Origin of the sequence: Streptomyces sp. NPDC096310, from assembly GCF_044763125.1 — a bacterium.
Classification (GTDB): Bacteria; Actinomycetota; Actinomycetes; order Streptomycetales; family Streptomycetaceae; genus Streptomyces.
In genome coordinates, this window is sequence record NZ_JBIWFO010000013.1 from 67,647 (window position 1) to 92,251 (window position 24,605).

Consider the following 24,605-nt stretch of genomic DNA (forward strand, 5'->3'; position numbering starts at 1 on the left):
GGGGTGTGGGTGGGGGGGGGGGGGGGGGGGGGGGGGGGGGGGGGGGGCCCGGGGGGGGGGGGGCGGGCGGGGGGGGGGGGGGGGGGGGGGGGGGGCGGGGGGGGGGGGGGGGGGGCCCCCCCCCCCCCCCCCGCCCCAACCGCCCCACCCCACCCGCTCATCGGCAGGAGACACACATGACGACTTCCTTCAACGTCAACGCGGCGCGGGCCCAGCGCCTCGAAGCCCTCGGTCGCACCTGGTCGTTCGAGCTGGACGGCGACACCTTCGAACTCCCCACCGAACTGAGCCGCGCCACCGCCAAGGCCCTGCGCGGCCTGGACGACAACGACGTCGACGGGCTGCTGGGGCTCCTGCTGGGCGAACAGCAGTTCATCCGCTTCGCCCGGCACGACATCACGGTCCAGGACATCGCCGCGATCCTGGAGGCGTACGGCAAGGAGACCGGGCTCGGCCTGGGGGAAGGCTGAGCCTCGTCGCGTTCGTCGAAGAACACGCCGAGGCCCTCGAAGCCGACCTCCTCCGGCACTACGGCGTGGACCTGCTCGACTGGCACCGCGGCCGGCTCACCAGCCGCCGGCTCGCGGTGCTGGTCAAGCACATGCCACGCGACAGCGCCCTGACCCTGGAACTCCACGGCGAGGAAGCCGAATGGTCGGTCACCGACCACCTCCTCGCCGCCGCGGTCGACCATCTGGCCGCCGCCAACTGGATGTTCGCCACGGTCAACACCGACGAATCCGCCGACGCCCCGGAGCCCCCGCTCCCGGTCCCCCGCCCGGGCGACCCCGCCCCCACTCCGACCGACACACCGGCACCCCGGTCCCAGCCGGCCCCGGAACCCCCCACCCACGCCGACCTGACCCGCTTCTTCCACTGACCCGATCAATCAGAGCCGCGAACCCGGCCTATCCCCAGAACGGCCATATGGCCAGTCGAACCGTCAGCACCAGGAGGACGACACCCAAGACGACATGGACAACCCCTTCGGAGATTGATTCCGGAGGGGCAGAAGCGACCTTGGGGCGGCGCGGGTCACAGACCAGTTGAACTTCATCACCCATGCTCGCGATACGCCCCTTACTCCCCCCGCCGACCGTGCGTTCGTATTCAGCACCGTCCGGCCCCGTGTATCGGATCACCGAAGAGAACGGCTTCTCGCCCACACAGATACCGGCCACCATCACCCCCCGGCGCTTCAGCACAAATTCATTTCGCGCAAGATTAAAAAAAACCAGAAGGCACAGCAGAAGCACACCCATCCCTATTCCCCAAGGGATCAAGTTTTCCATTTCGAAGGAATCTTGCATGCGTGGGACCATAGCACGCCGCAGGAGACACGAAAAGGGTGCAGCCAGTGGCAGAAGACCCCGCAAAAATGGAAATAACGGAAATCAAATCAGATCTACGAGAAGTCCAGCAGGCTCTCCGGGCATCGATCTCACTGATTTCCAAAAACCAGACCAGCACCGCCCTGCAAATCGAAGGGCTGAAAGAAAAACACCGCACGGAAATATCTGCGGCGCTCGAAGAGATCACCGAACTCAAATCAAGCCCGAGCTACACCTCCGCCCACCTGGACGGCAAAGCGTTCAGCGCCTCCAATCAAATTGAATATTTCAGCAACCAAATATTCAAGTGGGACCTGGAGGCCCTGGCCTTCACCCCGACAGGATTCTCCTTCCTCGGAGCGGAAATCGTCAAATTCCCATGGGTGGAAAAGATTCGCTCATCAGATCTGGTCAGCTCGCTACAGGAGAGGCTGCCCAGCTGGCTGCATCAAGCAGATCCCAGCGAACTCCGCACCGGGAACGACGGAGGATCCGCTACGGACACCGGCCGTCTGGACGGAATCGATCGCCGGCTCGGCAGGCACGACACAACCATCAGAGGAATCCTTCAGAACCAGCGGCGGTTCGCGAACACCGTCGCGGGCGACACACAGCAGCGCGGAAACGTTTCCGACTCCAGAGCCAGATCACTTTCCGGACAACGTGGTCAGCGTCGTGCCGCAGACGGGTATCGCGCTGAATCCACGCGGCTGAACTCTGCCGCGTCCGACCTGCGAGGCGTAACCGCCGAGGCCGAACGTCTCCAGCGTGCACTCGGCTGACGCCCTATGGCTCCGGCCGCTCACCCGTACACGTGTCATCGCGACGAATCGTGCCGCGAGCAGTGAGGAGAAAACATGTCTCTCGCCCAGTCCTTGGGCCGCGCCGGCGGCGCAATCAGAGGATTCAAATCGCAACTTGACGGGGCGGCAAGTGCGGCCTCGGGCCTGAGCAAGAATTCCGGTGGGTCCGATCAAGGGCTGAAGAAGATCAAGGCCTCCGCCCAGTCCTCCGCCCGCGAGCTGAGCACCCTCAGGACCCGGGCCGACAGTGCCGCCAAGTCGCTCACCAAGGCCGGGCAGGCCGGGCAGAAGGGCGGGACACAGGTCGGGAAGTTCAAGTCCGGGGCCGACAAGGCGTCCAAGGGCATGAACGGGCTGAACAAGTCCATGAAGGGCAACCTCATCGGCGTGCTGCTCGGGCTGCTCGCGCCGTTGATCGAGAAGGTGGTCGAGACCGCCGCCCGCTCGAAGGCCATGCAGAAGGTCATGAAGACCGCCTTCGACGCCATCAAGAAGGTCATCAGCGCCGTCATGAAGGCGATCGGCCCGATCATGAAGAAGGCCGGCTCGCTGATCAAGTCGGTCTGGAACGGGATCAAGAAGGCGGTATCCACCGTCGTCAAGGCTGTCGGCACCGTCATCAAGACGTACTTCAACGCGTGGAAAAAGGTCATCACCACGGCGATGAACGCCGTCAAGAGCGTGATCTCCAGCGTCTGGAACGGCGTCAAGAAGGTCATCTCCCCCGTCGTCTCCTGGATCAGGAACGTCGTCCCGCAGGCGTTCAGCGCCGTCAAGAGCAAGCTCTCCAGCATCTGGGGCGGGCTCAAGGGCATCGCCTCCCGGGCCTTCAACTCCGTGAAGAGCGCGGTGAAGTCGCCGCTCAACGGAGTGATCGACCTCATCAACTCGGCGATCAGGAAGCTCAACGGCATCAAGGTCTCGGTCCCCGGCTGGGTGCCCGGTGTCGGCGGCAAGACCTTCGGGGTGAGCCTGCCGACCATTCCGCGGCTGGCCGAGGGCGGCATCGTCACCCCCCGGCGCGGCGGTGTGGCCGCCCTGGTCGCGGAGGCCGGGGAGGCCGAGGCCGTGCTGCCGCTGTCCAAGCTCGACCGGCTGCTGCGGCACACCGCGCGGCAGGGCCGGACGCAGGCCTTCGGGGCCGGGGCCGTGGGCGGCGGGCTGCTCATCGAGAACTATCACGAGGCGGCCGGCAGCGATCTCCGGGAGACCGCGATGGCGCTGATGTTCCTGTCCAAGGCGCGCGGATGAGCGCCGCGACCGTCAGCACACCCCGGGATCCGCTCGCCGGGGTCGGGCCCGCCCTCGCCTCCTTCCGTACCCAGCTCGGCCAGGGCGGTCGCGCGCTCCAGGCGCTCCGGCAGGGCGTTCAGCGCTCCGCGGCCGCGGCCGGCCGGATCGCGTCCGACGCCACCCAGGCCACGGGCGGGCTCCGGCAGGTCAAGGGGCGTGCCGAGACCGCCGGGCAGGCGCTCACCCGGGTCGGCAGATCGGCCGGGAGCGCCGGTACGCGGCTCAGTGACGGCGGCGGAAAAGCCAAGGGCGTCGCGGGGGCGCTGTCCCCCCTGGCCACCGGGGCGGGGCTGTTCGGCGGGCTGGCGGGGAAGCTCGGTTCCGGCGCGGGCACCGTCTCCAAGATCATGGGGCCGCTCGCGACCGGGCTCACCGTCGCCACCGGGGCCATGACCGCCGTCAATGTGGCCCTGCGTGCCAACCCGCTGGGCTTCGTCATCGGCCTGATCACCCCGATCGCCGCGTATCTGATCGATCTGGCCGTCAACTCCCAGACCGGCCGGCGGATCATGCAGCAGGTCTTCGACCAGGCGCTGAAGGTGATCCAGGGGATCTGGGCGTTCCTCGGTCCGGTCGTGCGGCTGTACGCGAAGACCGTCTCCGCCGCTTTCTCCACCGTGCGCAAGGTCATCGGCGGGGTTCTGAAGGTGCTCGGCCCCGCGCTCTCCCAGGGCTTCGACCGCGCCCGTAGCGCCGTCTCCACCGCGACCCGCGCCCTCACCGGGCTGATCCGTTCGGCGTGGAACGGTCTGAAGTCCGGGGTCCGGCCGGTGCTGGACTGGATCACCCGGGACATCCCGCGCTCCTTCCAGCGGGTGAAGGACGCCCTGTCCCGGGCACTGAACGGCATAGGCGGCTTCGTCACCAGCGCCATGCAGGCCCTGCTCTCCGTCATCAAGGGCCCCATCAACGGCCTGATCTCGTTCGCCAACTGGGTCATCGACGGCCTCAACAAGCTCAGCTTCTCGGTTCTCGGCAAGAAGTTCGGGGTCGACCTCCCGAAGATCCCGCAGCTCGCCGAAGGCGGTGTCGTCGTGCCCTCGGGCGGCGGCCCGCACTCCGGCGCCGTACTTCCGCTGTCCTCGCTCGACCGGCTGCGGCCCGCCGAGCCGGGACACGCGCCGTCCACCGGACGCTCGGCGCACCGCGCCGTCCTGCCCTGCTACCACGAGCCCGACGGCCGCAGCGCATTGGTCATCGCCGGGGACCTGCTGTTCCTGAACCGGACGGCCGCCGCCGCGTGACCGCCGGCGGAGGAACCCACCGCTTCCCTACGAAACGAGGTGACGGCCCATGGCCGAGACCACAACCGCATACCAGGAAGATCCCTCCCCCGGCTCACTGATCACCCGCGACGGGCAGATCCAGTGGGCCGGACTGCTTCTCGGTCCCGGTACCCCGTTCGAGATCGACCGTGCCGGCCTCAGCGGCTGGGAGGACCTGCCCGGCATCGACATCGGTGACGTGCCCCGCCCCGACCAGCACGGTTCCTGGCCCGGCTCGCGCTGGGCGCAGCCCCGGCTGATCGACGTGACCGTCTGGCTGCTGCCCGCGTCCCGCGCGGGGGCGCGGGCCGGCCTCGGCGAGTTCCGCTCCGGCACCGGGCTGGACGGCGCCGAACGGTGGCTCGCGGTCCGGCTGCACGGGGAGACCCTGGCGGTACGGGCCCGGATCAGCCGGCGCGTCGTACCGCAGGACCGTTCCTTCCAGATGAACGGCACGTCGAGGACCAGCCTTCAGTGGACGGCCACCGATCCACGCCGCTTCGGTACGGACGAGCAGGGGGCCAGAACCGGTCTGCCCTCGGCCGAGCCGGGCGTCGACTGGCCGGACGGCGGGCTGGACTGGCCGCTGGACTGGGGCACGGCCGGTACGAGCGGCACCCTCACCGCCGTCAACTCCGGTGATACGGCGGCCCATCCGCTGATCGAGTTCCGCGGTCCCGTACGGCGTCCTTCGCTGACCAGGCTGTCCGACGGCCGCCGTCTCCAGTACGACATCATGCTCGCCGCCGACGACGTCCTGACCGTGGACACCTGGACCGGGACGGTCGTCCTCAACGGCACCGCCTCGCGTCTCTACACGGCCACGGCCGCCTCGACGCCGGAGCAGTTGTTCCTCCTGGAGCCCGGTGAGACCTCGCTGGCCTTCCGTTCCGAGGACGCCGCGCCGGACCCGGCGGCGCAGGCGGCCGTGCGCTGGCGCCACTCCTACTGGTGACGCACCGACTGGCGCCACTCCTCCTGGTGCCACCGCCCCGCACGCCCCCCGCCGCCCGCACCACCACACCCATCCCGCAGAGGAGACCTCATGCCCATCCGTACCGCATGGCTGCTCAACCGCTCCGCCGACGGCACCGGCGCCACCGGTCAGTCCCGTACCGACACCCGGCTCGCCCCCCTCGGCACCATGACCCCCTCCGGCCAGCTCACCACCCGCGGCGGCGTGCTCCCCGGCTCGCCGGACGGCAAGTACGTCCTGTCCGGTCTGTACGTGTACGGCGAGTCGGCCGGGATGACCGCGACCGTCGCCGCGGGCCGCGCCGTCGTCCACGGCAGCGAGACGGCCGGCTCCTACCCCGTCGCCGTCACCGAGTACACCCAGCTCCTCCTCGGCGACGGCGACCCGGCCAACCCCCGCCTCGACCTGGTGGTGCTGCGGGTGTACGACGGGACGCAGGAGGGCGAGGAGCGTACGGAGGCGGTGCTGGAGGTCCTCCAGGGCGAGGCGGAGCCCAACCCGACCGCCCCGGCGATCCCGTCCGCCTCCCTGGCCCTGGCCACCATCCGGGTCCCGGCGGGCGCCTCGGCGGGCAGCGGCGGGATCGACTGGTCCTCCGCCGTCGCCGATCTGCGTCGTACCACCGTCGCGGTCGGCGGCATCCTGCCCGAGGAGTGGGCCCGCACCGTCCCGGGCGCCTACCCGGGCCAGTACCGGGACATCGGTGCGGGCGGCCTGGAGCGCTGGGACGGTGCCGCCTGGCAGCCGTACCCGCCGCTGCCGCGCTGGCGGGACTGGACCCCGGTCTGGACGACGTCCACCGGCCTGGCGGCACCGGCCTTCGGCAACGCGGAGATCCAGTGCCGTTACGTGCAGATCGGCACGGTGGTGCACGGGTCGTTCGACATCGTCTTCGGCTCGACCACCCGGTTCGGCGCCGGCGCCTCGACCGACAACTGGCGCTTCAGCCTGCCGGTGACCGCCGCCGCGGCCACCCAGGCCGTGGGCTCCGCCGGTCTTCTGGGGACGAGCAACAAGGACCGGTACGCGGTCCGGGTCCGTATCACCAACACCAGGAACATGGAGCTGGAGCTCGCCTCCGGCTCGCCCGGCACCCTGCCGATGCCGTACGGCGGCATCGTGGACGCGGTCACCCCGTGGGCCTGGGCCGCCACCATGCGGATCTCCGGCAGCTTCACCTACGAGGCGGCGGAGGCCGCCCTGTGACGCGGGCGCCGATGCCCTCGGGGGCGCTCCGTACCCCCGGTACCGCCGTCTACCGCGCCCTGTTCTGCGATCTGCGCACCGACCGGATGCTCGACGTGCTCCCGCTCACCGACGCGAAGTTCGACGACTTCATCGGGAAGGCGGGCTCCCTCTCCGCGACGATCCCACTGCCCGACGCGGCCCTCGCCGAACGGACCCGGGCCGCGCTGGTGCCCGGCCGTACGGCGGTCTGGCTGGAGCGCAACGGGGACATCTGGTGGGGCGGGGTGCTGTGGACCAGCACCCCGCAGATGGACGAACAGGGGCGGCTCGCGGTCCAGTTCCAGGCCGGCACCTTCGACTCGTACCTCGATCACCGGATCCTCTCCGCCGATCTGGTCGGGGCGGGCACCGAGCAGTTCGACATCGTCCGGCTGCTCATCGACCACGTACAGGCGCAGCCGGGTGGCGACATCGGCATCCGGTACGGGACCGAGGAGTCCGGGGTACGGAGGGACTTCGCGTACGCCTACAGCGGGCTGGCCCGGGTCAGGGAACTGCTCGACAAGCTCTGCCAGTTCGACGACGGCTTCGAGTGGCGGATCCACTGCTACCGGGACACGGAGGGAAAGCGCGTCAAACATCTGCAACTCGGCCATCCGGTGATCACCACCGGCCGTACGGAGATCGTGCTCGACCATCCGGGTCCGGTGCACACCTACAGCCTGCCGTCGGACTCGACCGTGCAGGCCAATGTGTGGGTGGCGCGCGGCGAGTCGGACAACAGCGACCAGTCGCAGGAGTCCGAGCCGCTGACCGTGCGCGTGGTCAGCGACGAGGACATCGCGGGCGGCTGGCCCCGGCTGGAGCAGACCTCGGACCACACCGCGGTGAACGACGCGAACGCGCTGGGCTCCCTCGCCCGCGCCGAGCTGTCCCGTCACCGCGCCCCGGAGACGATCCCGGAGCTGACGGTGTGGATGGACGGCCGGATCACGCCCGCGCTGATGGGCGCCCTGATCCGGCTGCGCGTCCATGACCTGTGGCACCCGGGCGGCTCGGACACCCGGTTCCGGATCGTCGGGCTCGCGGTCAATCCGCCGCAGCGGGCGAAGCCCGAGACGGCCACGCTCTACCTGGAAGGGGTGTGACCCCGTGGCGATCATCCCCGTCGACCTGCTGGACCGGATCCGCACGCTGGAGCGGCAGGTACGCGACCTGATGGGCAGCGCCAACACCCGCCCGGCGATGAACCAGATCATGGGCGGCGACGTCGTCATCGGCGACGGCGGCCGGCTGCGGGTGCGCACCGGCCAGGGCGACGACCTGCTCTACCTGGGCCGGGTCCAGCCCGACCGCGCCGAAGGGGCCCCGCAGCAGGGGCTGATGGTACGGAGGGACGACGGCACCCTCGCCCTGACCGTCTGGAGCGGCACCCCCGACACACTGCCCGTCCAGCCGGTCCAGATCCTCGACCGCAGGGGCAATGTGGTCGTCGCCGACGACGCCGTGGGACACGGGCTGGCCCGGCCCTACGTCCCCTATCCGCTGCCGCAGCCGGTCGCCGCCGACCGCTGGGAGTCCACCGGCGCGACCGCCTGGACGACGCTGTACCGGGGTACGGGCATCGCCCAGCACGCCCGCCTGTACTGCCGGATCGCCGCCGAGAGCGCCGGGAAGGCCGAGCTGCGGCTGCTGGCCGACGGTACGCAGGTCGGACCGGCCGGCGACGCCCGGGGGCTGGAGTTCACGGCGGTCCTGGACGCGGCGTACGACGCGGCCGTCACCTTCGAGGTGCAGGCGCGCGTCCTCGCGGCGGGCGACACCGTGCGCTGCCGGCCCCTCGCCCTGTACGGCGTGCAGTCCTGACCGTACGGCTCCCCGCCCGCCGTCCGGCCCCCACCACCATCCCTCTTCCCAAGGAGGCACCCGCGTGCTGCCCGAATCCATTCCCACGGTGGCCGTCACCGCGCGCTATCTGACGCCGGACGGCCACCCCATGACCGGCCAGGTCGAGTTCCGGCCGCCGGCCCTTCTCACCCACGCCGAGGCCGATCTCTTCCTCGGCGGGCCGACCCGGGCGACGCTGGACGGCGAGGGCGCGATCCGGGTGGTGCTGCCCGCCACCGACGCCCCCGGCTGGAACCCGGAAGGATGGGCCTACACCGTCACCGAGAAGCTGGGCGGCCTGTCCCGGCCGCGCACGTACCGGATCGTGCTCACCACCGGCCAGGAGAGCGTCGACCTCGCCGATCTCGCCCCGGTGGACCCGGCCACCCCGAACTATGTGGCGGTACGGGGACCGGCCGGGCCCGCCGGGGAACCGGGCCCGGCGGGGCCCGCCGGCCGGCCCGGAGCCGTACGTACCGTCAACGGGCACGGCGCGGCCGACATCGTCCTCACCGCCGGTGACGTGGCCGCGATCCCGGCCGCCTCGGCCGGGGCCCGGGGCGGGGTGGCCACCCTCGGCACGGACGGCCTGGTGCCGCCGGGACAGCTTCCGGCCGGCTCCGGCGGGGCGGTCGCCTCGGTCAACGGCCGCACGGGCGCGGTCGTCCTCGCCGCCGCCGATGTCGGCGCCCTGGACGCGCCCGCCGCCGACCTGCGCTATCTGCCGCTGGGCGGCGCGCCGGTCACCTCCGTCAACGAACGCACGGGCGCGGTCGCGCTCACCGCCGGTGACGTGAACGCCGTACCGGCCGGCAGCGCGATGCTGCTGGACGGGAGCCAGACGGTACGCGGCACCAAGACCTTCGCCGCCCCGCCGGCCACCACCGCCGATCCGTCCGCGGCCGACCATCTGGTCCGGCGCGGATATGTGGACACGGTCGCCGGGGCGGGCACCTGGTCCCCGGCCGCCATGGGCTTCTCCGGCTGGGCGTTCGACCCGGCGGCGGCCTCCGGCAGCACCGTCCAGTACTGCATCAACGGCTGGGTGTATCTGATCGGGATCCCGCTCCACGCGGCCACCACCGTACGGAACGTGGTCTTCTACGTGCCCGGTTACGCGGGGACCGGCCTCAGCGCCAGCTCGTTCGCCGGGCTGTACACGGCGGCCGGGGCCCGCGTCGGCCTGACCGCACCCCTGACCACACCGATCAAGGCCACCGAGGGGCAGACCGTCGTCTGCCCGCTGACCAGCGCGTACAACGCCACCGCGGGCAACTACTGGGTGGCCCTCCTGATCAACGGACCGAACCCCAGCAACAGCGGTCCCGCCTTCATGCGGGGCTCCAGCATGGGTCAGACCCCCGGCGGGAGCGCCCGGATGCCCGGGTCCTTCGTCCGCCACGGCCGGATGAACGTCACCGGCCAGACCTCGCTGCCCGCCTCCTTCACCCCCTCGACCGTGGTCGCCGACTCCAACGCCATCTGGGCCGCCCTCTCCTGACCGCCCGCCCCGCCCCTGACCGCGCCGCGGGGGGCCCCGCCCCGCCCCCCCCCCCCGCCCGGGGCCCCCCGGCCCGCCCCCCCCCCCCCCCCAACCCCCCCCCCCGCGCCCCCCCCCCCCCCCCCCCCCCCCCCGCGGGGGGGCCCCCCCCCCCCCCCCCCCCGGGGGGGGGGCCCCCCCGCGTCCGGCCGCCCACCACCCGAAAGGAACGCCTCATGGCCACCCCGCTCACCGCCGACCGGATGGTCACCGCCCTGCGCGCCGAGGGCGTCACCGTCGTCGAACACCCCGGCTGGCGCACCCACCACCGCAACCACAAAGGCGCCTGGGGACCACTGAACGGAGTGATGATCCACCACACCGTCTCCAGCGGCACCACGGGCTCCGTCGCCCTCTGCTACCACGGCTACGCCACCCTGCCGGGACCGCTCTGCCACGGCGTCATCGCCAAGGACGGCACGGTCCACCTGGTCGGCAACGGCCGCGCCAACCACGCGGGCGGCGGCGACCCGGCCGTACTGCGGCGGGTGATCGAGGAGGACTACGGCGAACGCCCGCCCGCGCCCCGCCACCACGAGGGGAGCCCCGGCGCGGCCGACGGCAACGCGCGCTTCTACGGCTTCGAATGCGTCAATCTCGGTGACGGGAAGGACCCCTGGCCCCCGGCCCAGCTCACCGCGATCGAACGGGTCTCGGCAGCGATCTGCCGCGCCCACGGCTGGAGCGCGAAGAGCGTGATCGGGCATACGGAGTGGTCCGACCAGAAGGTCGACCCCCGCGGATTCACCATGGCCGGGATGCGCGCCCGGATCGCCGCCCGGATCGGCACGGCGCCCGTACCCCCGACACCCGTACCGCCGGCGACCACCACCCCGCGCCACCAGCCGTTCCCCGGCGCCGCGTTCTTCACCGACCGCCGCAGCTCCCCCGTGGTCACCGCGATGGGTCGGCGGCTCGTCGCCGAGGGCTGCTCCGCCTACACGGTCGGCCCGGGCCCCCGGTGGACCGAGGCCGACCGGCGCTCGTACGCGGCCTGGCAGCGCAAGCTCGGCTTCCGCGGCGCCGACGCGGACGGCACGCCCGGCCACGCCTCGTGGACCGCGCTGAAGGTCCCGTACACCGACTGAAGGAGGGCGCCCATGACCGACACCGAATCGAACAACCCGGTCACCGTCGCCGTCGAACTGGAGCGGCTGCGGGGCACGCTGGAGGCGGGGTTCGCACGGACCGACGGCTCGCTCGCCCTGCTCGTGCAGCGCAGCGACCAGACCGACCGGCAGCTCGCCGACCACGAGGCACGGCTGGACTCCCTGGAGCGCTCCCGCTGGCCGCTGGCGAACATCGCCGCGCTGACGGCCACCTGCGGGCTCGCCGTCGCCGCCTGGGAGCTGGCCGTACGGTGAAGCCCCGTGCCGGTGGGCCCCGTACACACGCCGAAGGGCGCCCACCCCGTACGTGACGGAGTGGGCGCCCTTCAGCAGACGTACGCCTTACTGGTTGTACGGACCGTAGTCGTAGTCCTCCAGCGGAACGGCCTGGCCGGAGCCCGTGCCGAACGGCGAGTAGTCGATGTCGTCGTAGCCGACGGCCGAGTACATCGCGGCCTTGGCCTCCTCGGTCGGCTCGACCCGGATGTTGCGGTAGCGGGACAGGCCCGTACCGGCCGGGATGAGCTTACCGATGATGACGTTCTCCTTGAGGCCGATCAGGGAGTCCGACTTGGCGTTGATCGCCGCGTCGGTCAGGACCCTGGTCGTCTCCTGGAAGGACGCCGCCGACAGCCACGACTCGGTGGCCAGCGACGCCTTGGTGATACCCATGAGCTGCGGACGGCCGGAGGCCGGGTGGCCGCCTTCCGTGACCACACGGCGGTTCTCGGTCTCGAACTTCGACCGCTCCACCAGCTCGCCGGGCAGCAGCTCCGCGTCGCCGGACTCGATGATCGTCACGCGGCGCAGCATCTGCCGGATGATGATCTCGATGTGCTTGTCGTGGATCGACACACCCTGCGAGTTGTAGACCTTCTGGACCTCGCCGACCAGGTGGACCTGGACCGCGCGCTGACCGAGGATCCGCAGCACGTCGTGCGGGTTGGTGGCACCGACGGTGAGCTTCTGGCCCACCTGGACGGCGTCGCCCTCGCCCACGAGCAGACGGGCACGCTTCGAGATCGGGAACGGCGTCTCGTCGCTGCCGTCGTCCGGGGTGACGACGATCTTCTTGGTCTTCTCGGTCTCCTCGATACGGACGCGGCCGGCCGCCTCCGAGATCGGGGCGACACCCTTGGGCGTACGGGCCTCGAACAGCTCGACGACTCGGGGCAGACCCTGCGTGATGTCGTCACCGGCCACACCACCGGTGTGGAAGGTACGCATCGTGAGCTGGGTACCGGGCTCACCGATGGACTGGGCGGCGATGATGCCGACCGCCTCACCGATGTCGACCAGCTTGCCGGTGGCCAGCGAGCGGCCGTAGCAGAAGGCACAGGTGCCGACCGCGGACTCGCAGGTCAGGACCGAGCGGGTCTTGACCTCCTCGACCCCGGCGGCCACGACGGCGTCGATCAGGACATCGCCCAGGTCGACGTTGGCCGGCGCGATGACCTTGCCGTCCACGACGACGTCCTCGGCGAGCATCCGCGCGTACACGGACGTCTCGACGTCCTCCGCCTTGCGCAGCACACCGTCGGCGCCGCGCTCGGCGATCCGCAGCTTCAGACCGCGGTCGGTGCCGCAGTCCTCCTCGCGGATGATGACGTCCTGCGAGACGTCCACCAGACGACGGGTGAGGTAACCCGAGTCGGCGGTACGCAGGGCGGTGTCGGCCAGACCCTTACGGGCACCGTGCGTGGAGATGAAGTACTCCAGCACGGACAGGCCTTCACGGAAGGACGCCTTGATGGGACGCGGGATCGTCTCGTTCTTGGCGTTGGACACCAGACCACGCATACCGGCGATCTGACGCATCTGCATCATGTTTCCGCGAGCACCCGAGTTGACCATCATCGAGACCGGGTTGGTCTTCGGGAAGTTCGCGTTCATCGCCTCGGCGACCTCGTTGGTCGCCTTGGTCCAGATCGCGATGAGCTCCTGCGTGCGCTCTTCCTTGGTGATCAGACCACGCTCGTACTGCTTCTGGACCTTCTCGTCCTGCGCCTCGTACCCCTTGACGATCTCCTTCTTCGCGTCGGGGACGACGATGTCGGAGATGGCGACGGTGACACCGGAGCGGGTCGCCCAGAAGAAGCCGGCCGCCTTCAGGTTGTCGAGCGTCGCGGCCACGATGACCTTGGGGTAGCGCTCGGCGAGGTCGTTGACGATCTCGGAGAGCTGCTTCTTGCCCACCGTGTAGTCGACGAACGGGTAGTCCTCGGGCAGCAGCTCGTTGAAGAGCGCGCGGCCCAGGGTCGTCCGCAGCCGGAACGGGTCGCCCTGCTGCCACGGCACCGCGGTGCCGTCGGTGTCGGCCTCCTCGGAGGCCGCCGGGGTCCAGCCGCGCGGCGGGATGGTGCCCACCGGGAAGCGGATGTCGACCTTGGCCTGGAGCGACAGCTCACGGTTGTCGAAGGCCATGGTGGCCTCGGCGGTGGAGCCGAAGGACCGGCCCTCGCCGATGACCTTGCGCTCCTCCTCGTCCGTGGTGAGGAAGAAGAGGCCGAGCACCATGTCCTGGGTGGGCATGGTGACCGGACGGCCGTCGGCCGGCTTGAGGATGTTGTTCGAGGACAGCATCAGGATGCGGGCCTCGGCCTGCGCCTCCGCGGAGAGCGGCAGGTGGACGGCCATCTGGTCACCGTCGAAGTCCGCGTTGAACGCGGTGCAGACGAGCGGGTGGATCTGGATGGCCTTGCCCTCGACGAGCTGCGGCTCGAACGCCTGGATACCCAGACGGTGCAGGGTGGGCGCACGGTTCAGCAGCACCGGGTGCTCGGCGATGACCTCTTCGAGCACGTCGTACACGACCGTGCGGCCGCGCTCGACCATGCGCTTCGCCGACTTGATGTTCTGCGCGTGGTTCAGGTCCACCAGGCGCTTCATCACGAACGGCTTGAAGAGCTCCAGCGCCATGGCCTTCGGCAGACCGCACTGGTGCAGCTTGAGCTGCGGGCCGACGACGATCACGGAACGGGCCGAGTAGTCGACGCGCTTGCCGAGCAGGTTCTGACGGAAACGGCCCTGCTTGCCCTTGAGCATGTCGCTCAGGGACTTCAGCGGGCGGTTGCCGGGACCGGTGACCGGACGGCCGCGGCGGCCGTTGTCGAACAGCGCGTCGACGGCCTCCTGGAGCATCCGCTTCTCGTTGTTCACGATGATCTCGGGGGCACCGAGGTCGAGGAGACGCTTGAGGCGGTTGTTCCGGTTGATCACACGGCGGTACAGGTCGTTCAGGTCGGAGGTCGCGAAGCGGCCACCGTCGAGCTGCACCATCGGACGCAGGTCCGGCGGGATCACGGGCACGCAGTCCAGCACCATGCCCTTGGGGCTGTTGCTGGTCTGGAGGAACGCGGAGACGACCTTGAGGCGCTTGAGCGCACGGGTCTTCTTCTGGCCCTTGCCGGTCCGGATGATCTCGCGGAGACGCTCGGCCTCCTCGTCCAGGTCGAAGGACTCCAGGCGCTTCTGCAGCGCGGCGGCGCCCATCGAACCGTCGAAGTAGGTGCCGAAGCGGTCGCGCAGCTCGCGGTAGAGCAGCTCGTCGCCCTCCAGGTCCTGGACCTTGAGGTTCTTGAAGCGGTTCCACACCTCGTCGAGACGGTCGATCTCGCGCTGCGCGCGGTCCCGGAGCTGCTTCATCTCGCGCTCGGCGCCTTCGCGCACCTTGCGGCGCACGTCGGCCTTGGCGCCCTCGGCCTCCAGCTCGGCCAGGTCGGTCTCAAGCTTCTTGGCGCGGGCTTCGAGGTCGGAGTCGCGGCGGTTCTCGGTCTGCTGGCGCTCGACGGAGACATGCGCCTCCAGCGACGGCAGATCGCGCGTACGGCGCTCCTCGTCCACGAACGTGATCATGTACGCGGCGAAGTAGATGACCTTCTCAAGGTCCTTCGGCGCGAGGTCGAGCAGGTACCCGAGGCGCGAGGGCACGCCCTTGAAGTACCAGATGTGGGTGACGGGCGCGGCCAGCTCAATGTGGCCCATCCGCTCACGGCGCACCTTGGCGCGCGTGACTTCGACGCCACAGCGCTCACAGATGATGCCCTTGAAGCGGACACGCTTGTACTTGCCGCAGTAGCACTCCCAGTCCCGGGTCGGACCGAAGATCTTCTCGCAGAAGAGTCCGTCCTTCTCGGGCTTGAGCGTGCGGTAGTTGATGGTCTCCGGCTTCTTCACTTCGCCGTGCGACCAGGTCCGGATGTCGTCCGCGGTGGCAAGGCCGATCCGCAGCTCGTCGAAGAAGTTGACGTCGAGCACTTGTCGTCAATCCCTCTTTCGGGGGTTCGAGCCCCTCGCGTCAGCGAGTAGATGGGGCACTTCAGCAATGGTCTGAACGGGTCCGGGGAGAGCCGGCCGGATCGGGGATCCGGCCGGCGAACCCGTCAGACCTCTTCGACGCTGCTCGGCTCGCGCCGGGACAGGTCGATACCGAGCTCCTCCGCCGCGCGGAAGACGTCCTCGTCCGTGTCACGCATCTCGATGGACATACCGTCCGAGGACAGCACCTCCACGTTGAGGCAGAGCGACTGCATTTCCTTGATGAGCACCTTGAAGGACTCGGGAATGCCGGGCTCAGGGATGTTCTCGCCCTTGACGATGGCCTCGTAGACCTTCACGCGGCCGGTCACGTCGTCGGACTTGATCGTCAGCAGCTCCTGGAGGGCGTACGCGGCGCCGTAAGCCTCCAGCGCCCACACCTCCATCTCACCGAAGCGCTGCCCACCGAACTGAGCCTTACCACCCAGCGGCTGCTGGGTGATCATCGAGTACGGGCCGGTCGAGCGCGCGTGCAGCTTGTCGTCGACCAGGTGGTGGAGCTTGAGGATGTACATGTACCCGATCGAGATCGGGTCGGGGAACGGCTCACCGGAGCGGCCGTCGAACATCCGGGCCTTACCGGAGCCCTTGACCATCCGCTCGCCGTCGCGGTTCGGGATCGTCGACTCGAAGAGACCCGAGATCTCGTCCTCGCGGGCGCCGTCGAAGACCGGGGTGGCGACATTGGTGCCGGGCGCGACATCGTCGGCGCCGATGGCCTTCAGCCGCTCCATCCACTCCTCGTTGCCCTCGACCTTCCAGCCCTGGCTGGCGAGCCAGCCGAGGTGGATCTCCAGGACCTGTCCCGGGTTCATCCGGGACGGGACACCCAGCGGGTTGAGGATGATGTCGACCGGGGTGCCGTCCTCCAGGAACGGCATGTCCTCGATCGGCAGGATCTTCGAGATGACGCCCTTGTTGCCGTGACGGCCGGCGAGCTTGTCGCCGTCCGTGATCTTGCGCTTCTGGGCCACGTAGACGCGGACGAGCTGGTTGACGCCGGGCGGCAGCTCGTCGCCCTCCTCGCGGTCGAAGACGCGGACGCCGATGACCTTGCCGACCTCGCCGTGCGGCACCTTCAGCGAGGTGTCGCGGACCTCACGGGCCTTCTCTCCGAAGATCGCGCGGAGCAGACGCTCCTCCGGGGTCAGCTCGGTCTCACCCTTGGGCGTGACCTTACCGACCAGGATGTCCCCGGCGACGACCTCGGCACCGATACGGATGATGCCGCGCTCGTCGAGGTCCGCGAGGACCTCCTCGGAGACGTTCGGGATGTCCCGGGTGATCTCCTCGGGGCCGAGCTTGGTGTCCCGGGCGTCGACCTCGTGCTCCTCGATGTGGATCGAGGAGAGGACGTCGTCCTGGACCAGCCGCTGGCTGAGGATGATCGCGTCTTCGTAGTTGTGGCCCTCCCACGGCATGAACGCCACGAGGAGGTTCTTGCCGAGCGCCATCTCACCCTGCTGGGTGGCGGGCCCGTCGGCGAGGACCTGGCTCTCGACGACCCGGTCGCCCTCGTTGACGACGACCTTCTGGTTGACCGAGGTGCCCTGGTTGGAGCGGGAGAACTTGGCGATGCGGTATGTGGTGTACGTACCGTCGTCGTTGGCGACGGTGATGTAGTCCGCGGAGACCTCCTGGACCACACCTTCCTTCTCCGCCTTGACGACGTCACCGGCGTCGACCGCGCAGCGGTACTCCATGCCGGTGCCGACGAGCGGCGCCTCGGACGTGATCAGGGGCACGGCCTGACGCATCATGTTCGCGCCCATGAGGGCACGGTTGGCGTCGTCGTGCTCCAGGAACGGGATCATCGCGGTCGCGACCGACACCATCTGGCGCGGTGAGACGTCCATGTAGTCGACGTCGTCGCCGGGGATGTAGTCGACCTCGCCGCCACGGCGGCGGACCAGCACGCGGGGCTCCGTGAAGCGCATCTCCTCGGAGAGCGTCGCGTTGGCCTGCGCGATGACGAAGCGGTCCTCCTCGTCGGCGGTCAGGTAGTCGACGTCGTCGGTGACGACGCCCTCGACGACCTTGCGGTAGGGCGTCTCCACGAAGCCGAACGCGTTGACCCGGCCGTACGAGGCGAGCGAGCCGATCAGACCGATGTTCGGGCCTTCAGGGGTCTCGATCGGGCACATGCGGCCGTAGTGCGAGGGGTGCACGTCACGGACCTCGAAGCCGGCCCGCTCACGCGAGAGACCACCCGGGCCGAGCGCCGACAGACGGCGCTTGTGGGTGAGCCCCGAGAGCGGGTTGTTCTGGTCCATGAACTGCGAGAGCTGGCTGGTGCCGAAGAACTCCTTGATGGAGGCGACGACCGGCCGGATGTTGATCAGGGTCTGCGGCGTGATCGCCTCGACGTCCTGGGTCGTCATGCGCTCGCGCACGACGCGCTCCATCCTCGCCAGACCCGTACGGACCTGGTTCTGGATGAGCTCGCCGACGTTACGCAGACGACGGTTGCCGAAGTGGTCGATGTCGTCGGTCTCGACGACGATCTGGGTGCCGTTCTCGCCGACCGTCTCGGTCTCGCCGGCGTGCAGCTTGACCAGGTACTTGATGGTCGCGATGACGTCGTCGGTGGTGAGGACGCCGGCGTCCAGCGGCTCGTCCGCGCCGAGCTTCTTGTTCACCTTGTAGCGGCCGACCTTCGCGAGGTCGTAGCGCTTCGGGTTGAAGTAGAGGTTCTCGAGCAGCGTCTGGGCCGCCTCGCGCGTCGGCGGCTCGCCGGGACGCAGCTTGCGGTAGATGTCGAGAAGCGCGTCGTCCTGACCCTGGGTGTGGTCCTTCTCCAGGGTGGCGCGCATGGACTCGTACTCGCCGAACTCCTCCAGGATCTGCTCGGTCGTCCAGCCGAGAGCCTTGAGGAGGACGGTGACGGACTGCTTGCGCTTGCGGTCGATGCGGACACCGACCATGTCGCGCTTGTCGATCTCCATCTCCAGCCAGGCACCCCGGGACGGGATGATCTTGGCGGAGAAGATGTCCTTGTCGGACGTCTTGTCGATGGAGGAGTCGAAGTACACACCCGGCGAGCGGACGAGCTGCGACACCACGACACGCTCGGTGCCGTTGATGACGAAGGTGCCCTTGTTCGTCATGAGCGGGAAGTCGCCCATGAAGACCGTCTGGGACTTGATCTCGCCGGTCTCGTTGTTGGTGAACTCGGCGGTCACGAAGAGCGGGGCGGCGAACGTGAAGTCGCGGTCCTTGCACTCCTCGATCGAATTCTTCGAGGGCTCGAAGCGGTGGTCGCGGAAGGTCAGCGACATCGACCCGGAGAAGTCCTCGATCGGGGAGATCTCCTCGAAGATCTCCTCCAGACCGGACTTCCTGGGGACGTCCTGCCCACTCTCGACAGCCGCCTCGACACGAGCCTTCCAGGCGGGGTTGCCGAGCAGCCAGTCAAAGCTCTCGGTCTGGAGCGCCAGGAGGTTCGGAACCTCAAGCGGCTCCTTGATCTTTGCAAAGGAGATGCGCAGCGGGGCAGTGCTTGCGCCGTTGTTCGTATTCGTGGTCGAGGCGTTGCGCGAGGCGGCCAAGAGGGGGTCCTTCCGAGGGCTCGGACTCACTACGCGCGTACCGGTGTCCCAAGCTGGACATCGAGAGGGAAAGCCCAGTTCAGAGCTTTTCTTTCACCGATGCTCATGCGAAGGGGTGCCCCTGGTGACGGGCAGGGAGCAGCTAACAGGCAGCGCAAAGGGTCAGTGTAGCCACTTGGCACACTGATGTCCAGAGCGGGTTTTCCGACACCCTCGTTGTTCTCAACACCCTTGTCTCAACCGCTGCAAAACCTCGCGCCGCAGGCGCACACCATTACTGCCCTCTTCGCCATCGATCCATGCCTCGGATCCGGATCGATTGTGACGACGCGTCCTGAGAATTGCGCGCTCCGTGCGGTTCGTCAAGGCCCCCCGCCCCATGCGGAAGGTCACTGGGCGGGCTCCGGCACGGCGATGATCACGATACTCGCCGACGGCCGAAGAGCAAGGCAGCCCCTGCGGGAACGCGGAAGGGCGACCACCCGACTGGGTGATCGCCCTTCATGTCAACGCCGCGCCGCGAGGCACCACGCGTGGTGTGTCCCGCGGCGCCGGGACTGCCGCCGTCCGCCCGGAGCCCCTCGCGGGGCCCTCAGCGGCCGGTGACGGACCCGTATGGGGTCACTTGACCTCGACGGAGGCGCCGGCGGCCTTGAGGGACTCGGCGGCCTTCTCGGCGGCCTCCTTGGCAACCTTCTCGACGACGGGCTTGGGGGCGCCGTCCACGAGGTCCTTGGCCTCCTTGAGGCCCAGGGAGGTCAGCTCGCGCACGACCTTGATGACCTGGATCTTCTTCTCGCCGGCACCCGTGAGGATGACGTCGAACTCGTCCTGGACCTCTTCCTCCACGGCGGCGGCAGCGGCGCCACCGGCGGCGGCAGCGGCGACCGGGGCGGCGGCCGTGACGTCGAACTTCTCCTCGAAGGCCTTCACGAAGCCGGAGAGCTCGATGAGGGTCATGTCCTCGAACTGCGCGAGCAGCTCGTCCTGGGTGAGCTTCGCCATGATGGCGGTCCTTCCACTAATTCGGCTGGTGCCGTATGTACAGTTCCGCGGGCGTACCGGCCCGCTGTGGCCGACCGGGTGTGATCACCCGGGACCGAGCGTGATTACTCGGAGTCGGCCTCGACGGGGGCCGGCGTACCGGCACCGTCCTGCTCTTCCTTCTGGGCACGAAGAGCTTCCGCGGTGCGGACGAACTTCGACGGAAGCGCCTGGAAGAGGGCGGCAGCCTGCGACTGCTTGCCCTTCATGGCACCGGCCAGCTTGGAAAGCAGAACCTCACGGGACTCGAGGTCCGCGAGCTTCTTGATCTCGTCGGCGCTGAGCGCCTTGCCGTCAAGGACACCGCCCTTGATGACGAGATTCGGGTTCTCCTTGGCGAAGTCACGAAGACCCTTCGCCGACTCCACCGGGTCACCGGTGACGAAGGCAACCGCCGTCGGACCCGCGAACAGGTCGTCCAGCGTGTTGATCCCGGCCTCGTTGGCCGCGATCTTGGTCAGCGTGTTCTTCACCACGGCGTACTGGGCGTTCTCACCGAGAGAACGACGCAGCTCCTTGAGCTGCGCCACGGTGAGACCCCGGTACTCGGTCAGCACGGCGGCGTTCGAGCTGCGGAACTGATCCGCCAGCTCGGCTACCGCGGCAGCCTTGTCGGGCCTTGCCATGAGCGTCGGCCTCCTTCCGGGTGATGAGGACCGCTCAGAAGGGGCTGAACAAAACGAAACGCCCCGGCGCAGGCGCACGGGGCGTAGCTCGACCGAATGGGATCCGGGAGCTTTCCACAGTCACCTGCGCGGGTCGTCCGCAGCTAGCGGATCCTTCGGCCACCGCACCCTCTTACGAGCACACGGCAACGACCAGCGGTCTTTGGCTTCTGGGGAAGAGTACGTGAGGTCGTGCTCGTACGGCAAATCGCGCCGGTCGGCTCGCTCCGGCGCCGGTCAGCTCGCTCCGGACCCGTTCATCATCTCGCCGAGGTCGGCCACCTCGGAGGCCGGCGGCGCCTTGATCTCGACCGGCTTGTTGTAGTCGACGAACTTGACCGTCATGTCGAGCGGCCCGGCCTTCGTGGTCGCCCGGGTACGGAACTGCTTGGCGAGGTCGCTGCCGTCGATCCACATGTCCATCGTGAGCTTGTCGATGCCCAGGTCCTCGTACGCCTTGAGGCTCTTCTCGCGCTTCTTCTTCGTCTCCGCGTCCAGACCCTCCAGCTCCGCCCGCATGGCGCTGAGCGGGATCGAGCCCGTGTAGTGCGTGGTCTTCGCCCCGTCGACGGTCTCCTCGCCGACCTCCTTCAGGTCCTCGGCGAGGGAGAGCGAGGCGGACTCGGCCGCCGGGTTGCGGTCCACCTGGCTGGACATCCCACCGAGCGGGCTCTCCGCGCCCTGGGCGGACATCTCCTCAAGGGAGCCCATGGGGAATTTGAGCCAGCGCTTGCCGTCCATCTCCGGGTCCGCCGCAGCGCTGTCACCACCCATGTACATGCCGTCGGAGGTGAGCAGGATCTCGATCTCCTGCTGCTCGCCCTCCACCTCGCCCGCCAGCTTCATCCGCATGGCCAGCGGCTCCATGCTCATCGCCGCGTCGGCCTTGACGGTCCCCTGCCCCGGAACCTTCCCCTCCATCGTGTAGGAGAGCGAGGTGATCTTCTCGCTCTTCTCGGAAGCCCGCTTGACGGCGGCCACCGGGCTCATCTCGACCGACGTCGAGGACGCGGAAGGCGACGCGGCCGAGTCGGCGGACGGCGTGGACGAACAGGCCGCGGTGGAGCACAGCAGCACACCGCCGAGCGCTGTCGCCGCGGCGGTCCGGTACATCGAGTTCATGATTCCCCCCACAGGAATGGCACAGGTGTTTCAGATGTTCCGCGACTCTACAGCCTGCCTCGGACAGTGCCGCCCGTAATATCCCGGACGCGGCCGGAAGGCGCCCTGGTGGCAGCCCTGGGAGCCGACTGGAGCCGTGAGCACGAAAAAGCCGGGCCCCGCATCTCCGAAGAGGTGCGGGGCCCGGCTTTCGTACGTGCGGCGCGACCCGCGGCTGCCGTCGGGATCAGACGGCGGCCGGGTCCTCCTCGACGAGGAGGTTACGGGTGCGGTTGGCGTCCAGCGGAACGCCGGGGCCCATCGTGGTGGCCAGGGTGGCCTTCTTGATGTAGCGGCCCTTCGCGGCGGACGGCTTCAGACGGAGGATCTCCTCCAGCGCCGCGGCGTAGTTCTCGACCAGCTTCGTCTCGTCGAAGGAGACCTTGCCGATGATGAAGTGCAGGTTCGAGTGCTTGTCGACGCGGAACTCGATCTTTCCGCCCTTGATGTCGTTCACAGCCTTGGTGACATCGGGGGTGACCGTGCCGGTCTTCGGGTTCGGCATCAGACCACGCGGGCCGAGGACGCGGCCGAGGCGGCCGACCTTGCCCATGAGGTCCGGGGTGGCGACGACGGCGTCGAAGTCCAGACGGCCCTTCGAGACCTCGTCGATCAGTTCGTCGGCGCCGACGATGTCGGCGCCCGCGGCACGCGCGGCCTCGGCACGGTCACCGGTCGCGAAGACCAGGACCCGGGCGGTCTTGCCGGTGCCGTGCGGAAGGTTCACGGTGCCACGGACCATCTGGTCGGCCTTGCGCGGGTCGACGCCCAGACGCATGGCCACCTCGACGGTGCCGTCGAACTTGGTGGAGGTGGTGTCCTTGGCGAGACGGACGGCTTCGAGCGGGGCGTACGTACGCTCCCGGTCGATCTTCGCGTCCGCGCCGCGGAGAGCCTTGCTGCGCTTCACTTCTTCTCCTGGTGTTTCTTCAGGTGTGGAGTTCGTGGTGCGGGCCGCGCTCGGCCCTCCCACTGGGGTGTGCCCTGCTGGGTCAGCCCTCGACCGTGATGCCCATGGAACGGGCGGTGCCGGCGATGATCTTCTCGGCGGCGTCCAGGTCGTTGGCGTTCAGGTCGGGCATCTTGGTCGTGGCGATGTCGCGCACCTGGTCGCGGGTGAGCTTCGCGACCTTCTTGACGTGCGGCTCGCCGGAGCCCTTGTCCACACCAGCGGCCTTGAGGATCAGCTTGGCGGCCGGCGGAGTCTTGGTGATGAAGGTGAAGGAGCGGTCCTCGTAGACCGTGATCTCCACCGGCACGACCATGCCACGCTGCGACTCGGTCGCGGCGTTGTAGGCCTTGCAGAACTCCATGATGTTGACGCCGTGCTGGCCCAGCGCGGGACCGACCGGCGGAGCCGGGTTGGCCGCGCCGGCACTGATCTGGAGCTTGATGAGCCCCGTGACCTTCTTCTTCTTGGGAGGCATTGCTCTCTCCGGGTCCATTTGAGAGTTTTCAGCCCGCCGTCCGGTCATCCGGATGGAGGCATACCGCACAACGATAACGGGTATAGCCGTACGGCCAAAAACCGACAGGTCAGACAGGCGCGAACCCCTGTCTGACCTGTCGGAAGTAGGTGTTCCGGAAGAAGGATCAGTTCTTCTGGATCTGGTCGAAGCTCAGCTCGACCGGGGTCTCGCGGCCGAAGATCTCCACGAGGCCCTTGACCTTCTTCGAGTCCGCGTTGATCTCGTTGATGGTCGCCTGGAGGGTGGCGAAGGGGCCGTCGGTGACGGTGACGGAGTCGCCGACCTCGAAGTCCAGCACCTGGACCTCGACCTTGCGCGACGGCGCGGGCTTGCCCTCGGCCTCCGCGGCCTCACGGGCGGCCTTCTCCTCGGCCTCCGGGGCGAGCATCTTGACGATCTCGTCCAGGGTCAGCGGGTACGGGTCGTAGGCGTTGCCCACGAAGCCGGTGACACCGGGGGTGTTGCGGACGACGCCCCAGGACTCGTTCGTCAGGTCCATGCGGACGAGGACGTACCCGGGAAGCTTGTTCTGGCGAACGTTCTTGCGCTCGCCGTTCTTGATCTGGACGATCTCTTCCTCGGGGACTTCAGCCTGGTAGATGAATTCCTCGACGTTGAGCGAGACGGCGCGCTGCTCCAGGTTGGCCTTCACGCGCTTCTCGTAGCCCGCGTAGGTGTGGATCACGTACCACTCGCCGGGCAGCCCGCGGAGTTCGTCACGCAGGGCGGCGACCGGGTCGGCCGGCGCCTCGGCGACGGCTTCCGTCCCGTCCTCGGCCTCGGCAGCCTCGTCGTCCGTGTCCGCGGAGTCGCCGGCGGCCGCTTCGGTCTCGTCCTCGACATGCAGCGCGGCCTCTTCGGCCGGCTCGCCGGCGGCGACGTCAGCGGCTTCGGCCTGGTCTGGCTCGACAGCGTCCGCCGCCTCGACGATGTCGGTCTGGTCCTCTCGGGACTCCACCGACTCGCTGGCGTCGTTCAGTTTCGGGTCAGACACGGTGGCTGCTTCTTC

Annotated in this window: 21 protein-coding genes; 12 read left to right on the top strand and 9 right to left on the bottom strand. The window is 69.0% G+C overall.

Annotated features, from left to right (window positions below; translation table 11 throughout):
- The first annotated feature begins 176 nt into the window (after nt 1–176).
- Both ACIQ7D_RS23285 and ACIQ7D_RS23290 read left to right on the top strand, forming a co-directional pair.
- Complete coding sequence (locus tag ACIQ7D_RS23285) at nt 177–470, top strand: hypothetical protein (RefSeq protein ID WP_403940446.1); 294 nt, start codon at nt 177–179, stop codon at nt 468–470.
- 65 nt (nt 471–535) lie between these two features.
- Nucleotides 536–880: a hypothetical protein gene (locus tag ACIQ7D_RS23290; protein ID WP_403940447.1), complete on the top strand. Its 345-nt coding sequence runs from the start codon at nt 536–538 to the stop codon at nt 878–880.
- 28 nt (nt 881–908) lie between these two features.
- On the opposite strand, the gene ACIQ7D_RS23295 is transcribed toward ACIQ7D_RS23290, so the two are convergent.
- Nucleotides 909–1,310 carry a hypothetical protein gene (locus ACIQ7D_RS23295; RefSeq protein WP_403940449.1) on the bottom strand — a complete coding sequence of 134 codons (402 nt, stop codon included), beginning with the start codon at nt 1,308–1,310 and terminating at the stop codon, nt 909–911.
- 47 nt (nt 1,311–1,357) lie between these two features.
- Between ACIQ7D_RS23295 and ACIQ7D_RS23300 the strand changes: the two genes are divergently transcribed.
- The 10 genes from ACIQ7D_RS23300 (at nt 1,358) to ACIQ7D_RS23345 (ending at nt 11,647) form a co-directional block, all read left to right on the top strand.
- Nucleotides 1,358–2,113, top strand: a complete 756-nt coding sequence (locus ACIQ7D_RS23300; RefSeq protein WP_403940451.1) for a hypothetical protein — start codon at nt 1,358–1,360, stop codon at nt 2,111–2,113.
- Between the two features lie 75 nt (nt 2,114–2,188).
- Nucleotides 2,189–3,385, top strand: a complete 1,197-nt coding sequence (locus tag ACIQ7D_RS23305) for a phage tail protein (RefSeq protein WP_403940453.1) — start codon at nt 2,189–2,191, stop codon at nt 3,383–3,385.
- Entirely contained in the window at nt 3,382–4,671 is a 1,290-nt protein-coding gene (locus ACIQ7D_RS23310) for a tape-measure protein (RefSeq protein WP_403940455.1), read from the top strand. The genes ACIQ7D_RS23305 and ACIQ7D_RS23310 overlap by 4 nt, the downstream gene beginning before the upstream one ends.
- A 49-nt stretch (nt 4,672–4,720) precedes the next feature.
- Complete coding sequence (locus ACIQ7D_RS23315; RefSeq protein WP_403940457.1) at nt 4,721–5,647, top strand: phage distal tail protein; 927 nt, start codon at nt 4,721–4,723, stop codon at nt 5,645–5,647.
- Between the two features lie 90 nt (nt 5,648–5,737).
- Nucleotides 5,738–6,874 (top strand): hypothetical protein, encoded by a 1,137-nt coding sequence (locus tag ACIQ7D_RS23320; protein ID WP_403940459.1) that lies wholly within the window; start codon nt 5,738–5,740, stop codon nt 6,872–6,874.
- Nucleotides 6,875–6,885: 11 nt separating this feature from the next.
- A complete protein-coding gene (locus ACIQ7D_RS23325; RefSeq protein WP_403940611.1) occupies nt 6,886–8,004 on the top strand; it encodes a hypothetical protein in 1,119 nt (372 codons plus the stop codon).
- A gap of 4 nt (nt 8,005–8,008) precedes the next feature.
- Complete coding sequence (locus ACIQ7D_RS23330; protein WP_403940461.1) at nt 8,009–8,722, top strand: hypothetical protein; 714 nt, start codon at nt 8,009–8,011, stop codon at nt 8,720–8,722.
- 64 nt (nt 8,723–8,786) lie between these two features.
- Nucleotides 8,787–10,244 (top strand): phage tail protein, encoded by a 1,458-nt coding sequence (locus tag ACIQ7D_RS23335; RefSeq protein WP_403940463.1) that lies wholly within the window; start codon nt 8,787–8,789, stop codon nt 10,242–10,244.
- A gap of 215 nt (nt 10,245–10,459) precedes the next feature.
- Nucleotides 10,460–11,371: a peptidoglycan-binding protein gene (locus tag ACIQ7D_RS23340; protein WP_403940465.1), complete on the top strand. Its 912-nt coding sequence runs from the start codon at nt 10,460–10,462 to the stop codon at nt 11,369–11,371.
- A gap of 12 nt (nt 11,372–11,383) precedes the next feature.
- Complete coding sequence (locus ACIQ7D_RS23345; protein ID WP_403940467.1) at nt 11,384–11,647, top strand: hypothetical protein; 264 nt, start codon at nt 11,384–11,386, stop codon at nt 11,645–11,647.
- 87 nt (nt 11,648–11,734) lie between these two features.
- On the opposite strand, the gene ACIQ7D_RS23350 is transcribed toward ACIQ7D_RS23345, so the two are convergent.
- The 8 genes from ACIQ7D_RS23350 to nusG all read right to left on the bottom strand — a co-directional run bounded on the left by ACIQ7D_RS23350 (nt 11,735) and on the right by nusG (nt 24,590).
- Nucleotides 11,735–15,649: a DNA-directed RNA polymerase subunit beta' gene (locus ACIQ7D_RS23350; RefSeq protein ID WP_403940469.1), complete on the bottom strand. Its 3,915-nt coding sequence runs from the start codon at nt 15,647–15,649 to the stop codon at nt 11,735–11,737.
- Nucleotides 15,650–15,774: 125 nt separating this feature from the next.
- Entirely contained in the window at nt 15,775–19,257 is a 3,483-nt protein-coding gene (gene rpoB, locus ACIQ7D_RS23355) for a DNA-directed RNA polymerase subunit beta (RefSeq protein ID WP_403940471.1), read from the bottom strand.
- Nucleotides 19,258–19,878: 621 nt separating this feature from the next.
- Nucleotides 19,879–20,262 (bottom strand): 50S ribosomal protein L7/L12, encoded by a 384-nt coding sequence (gene rplL, locus ACIQ7D_RS23360; protein WP_403940473.1) that lies wholly within the window; start codon nt 20,260–20,262, stop codon nt 19,879–19,881.
- Between the two features lie 104 nt (nt 20,263–20,366).
- Nucleotides 20,367–20,927: a 50S ribosomal protein L10 gene (rplJ, locus tag ACIQ7D_RS23365; protein WP_329828548.1), complete on the bottom strand. Its 561-nt coding sequence runs from the start codon at nt 20,925–20,927 to the stop codon at nt 20,367–20,369.
- 276 nt (nt 20,928–21,203) lie between these two features.
- Nucleotides 21,204–22,079 carry a DUF6612 family protein gene (locus ACIQ7D_RS23370; protein ID WP_403940612.1) on the bottom strand — a complete coding sequence of 292 codons (876 nt, stop codon included), beginning with the start codon at nt 22,077–22,079 and terminating at the stop codon, nt 21,204–21,206.
- 235 nt (nt 22,080–22,314) lie between these two features.
- The gene (gene rplA / locus ACIQ7D_RS23375; RefSeq protein ID WP_403940476.1) at nt 22,315–23,037 is read right to left on the bottom strand and encodes a 50S ribosomal protein L1; all 723 of its coding nucleotides are present in this window, start codon (nt 23,035–23,037) and stop codon (nt 22,315–22,317) included.
- 82 nt (nt 23,038–23,119) lie between these two features.
- Complete coding sequence (gene rplK, locus ACIQ7D_RS23380) at nt 23,120–23,554, bottom strand: 50S ribosomal protein L11 (RefSeq protein ID WP_023539372.1); 435 nt, start codon at nt 23,552–23,554, stop codon at nt 23,120–23,122.
- A 166-nt stretch (nt 23,555–23,720) separates the two neighbouring features.
- Complete coding sequence (gene nusG / locus ACIQ7D_RS23385; RefSeq protein ID WP_403940478.1) at nt 23,721–24,590, bottom strand: transcription termination/antitermination protein NusG; 870 nt, start codon at nt 24,588–24,590, stop codon at nt 23,721–23,723.
- Between the last annotated feature and the right edge of the window lie 15 nt (nt 24,591–24,605).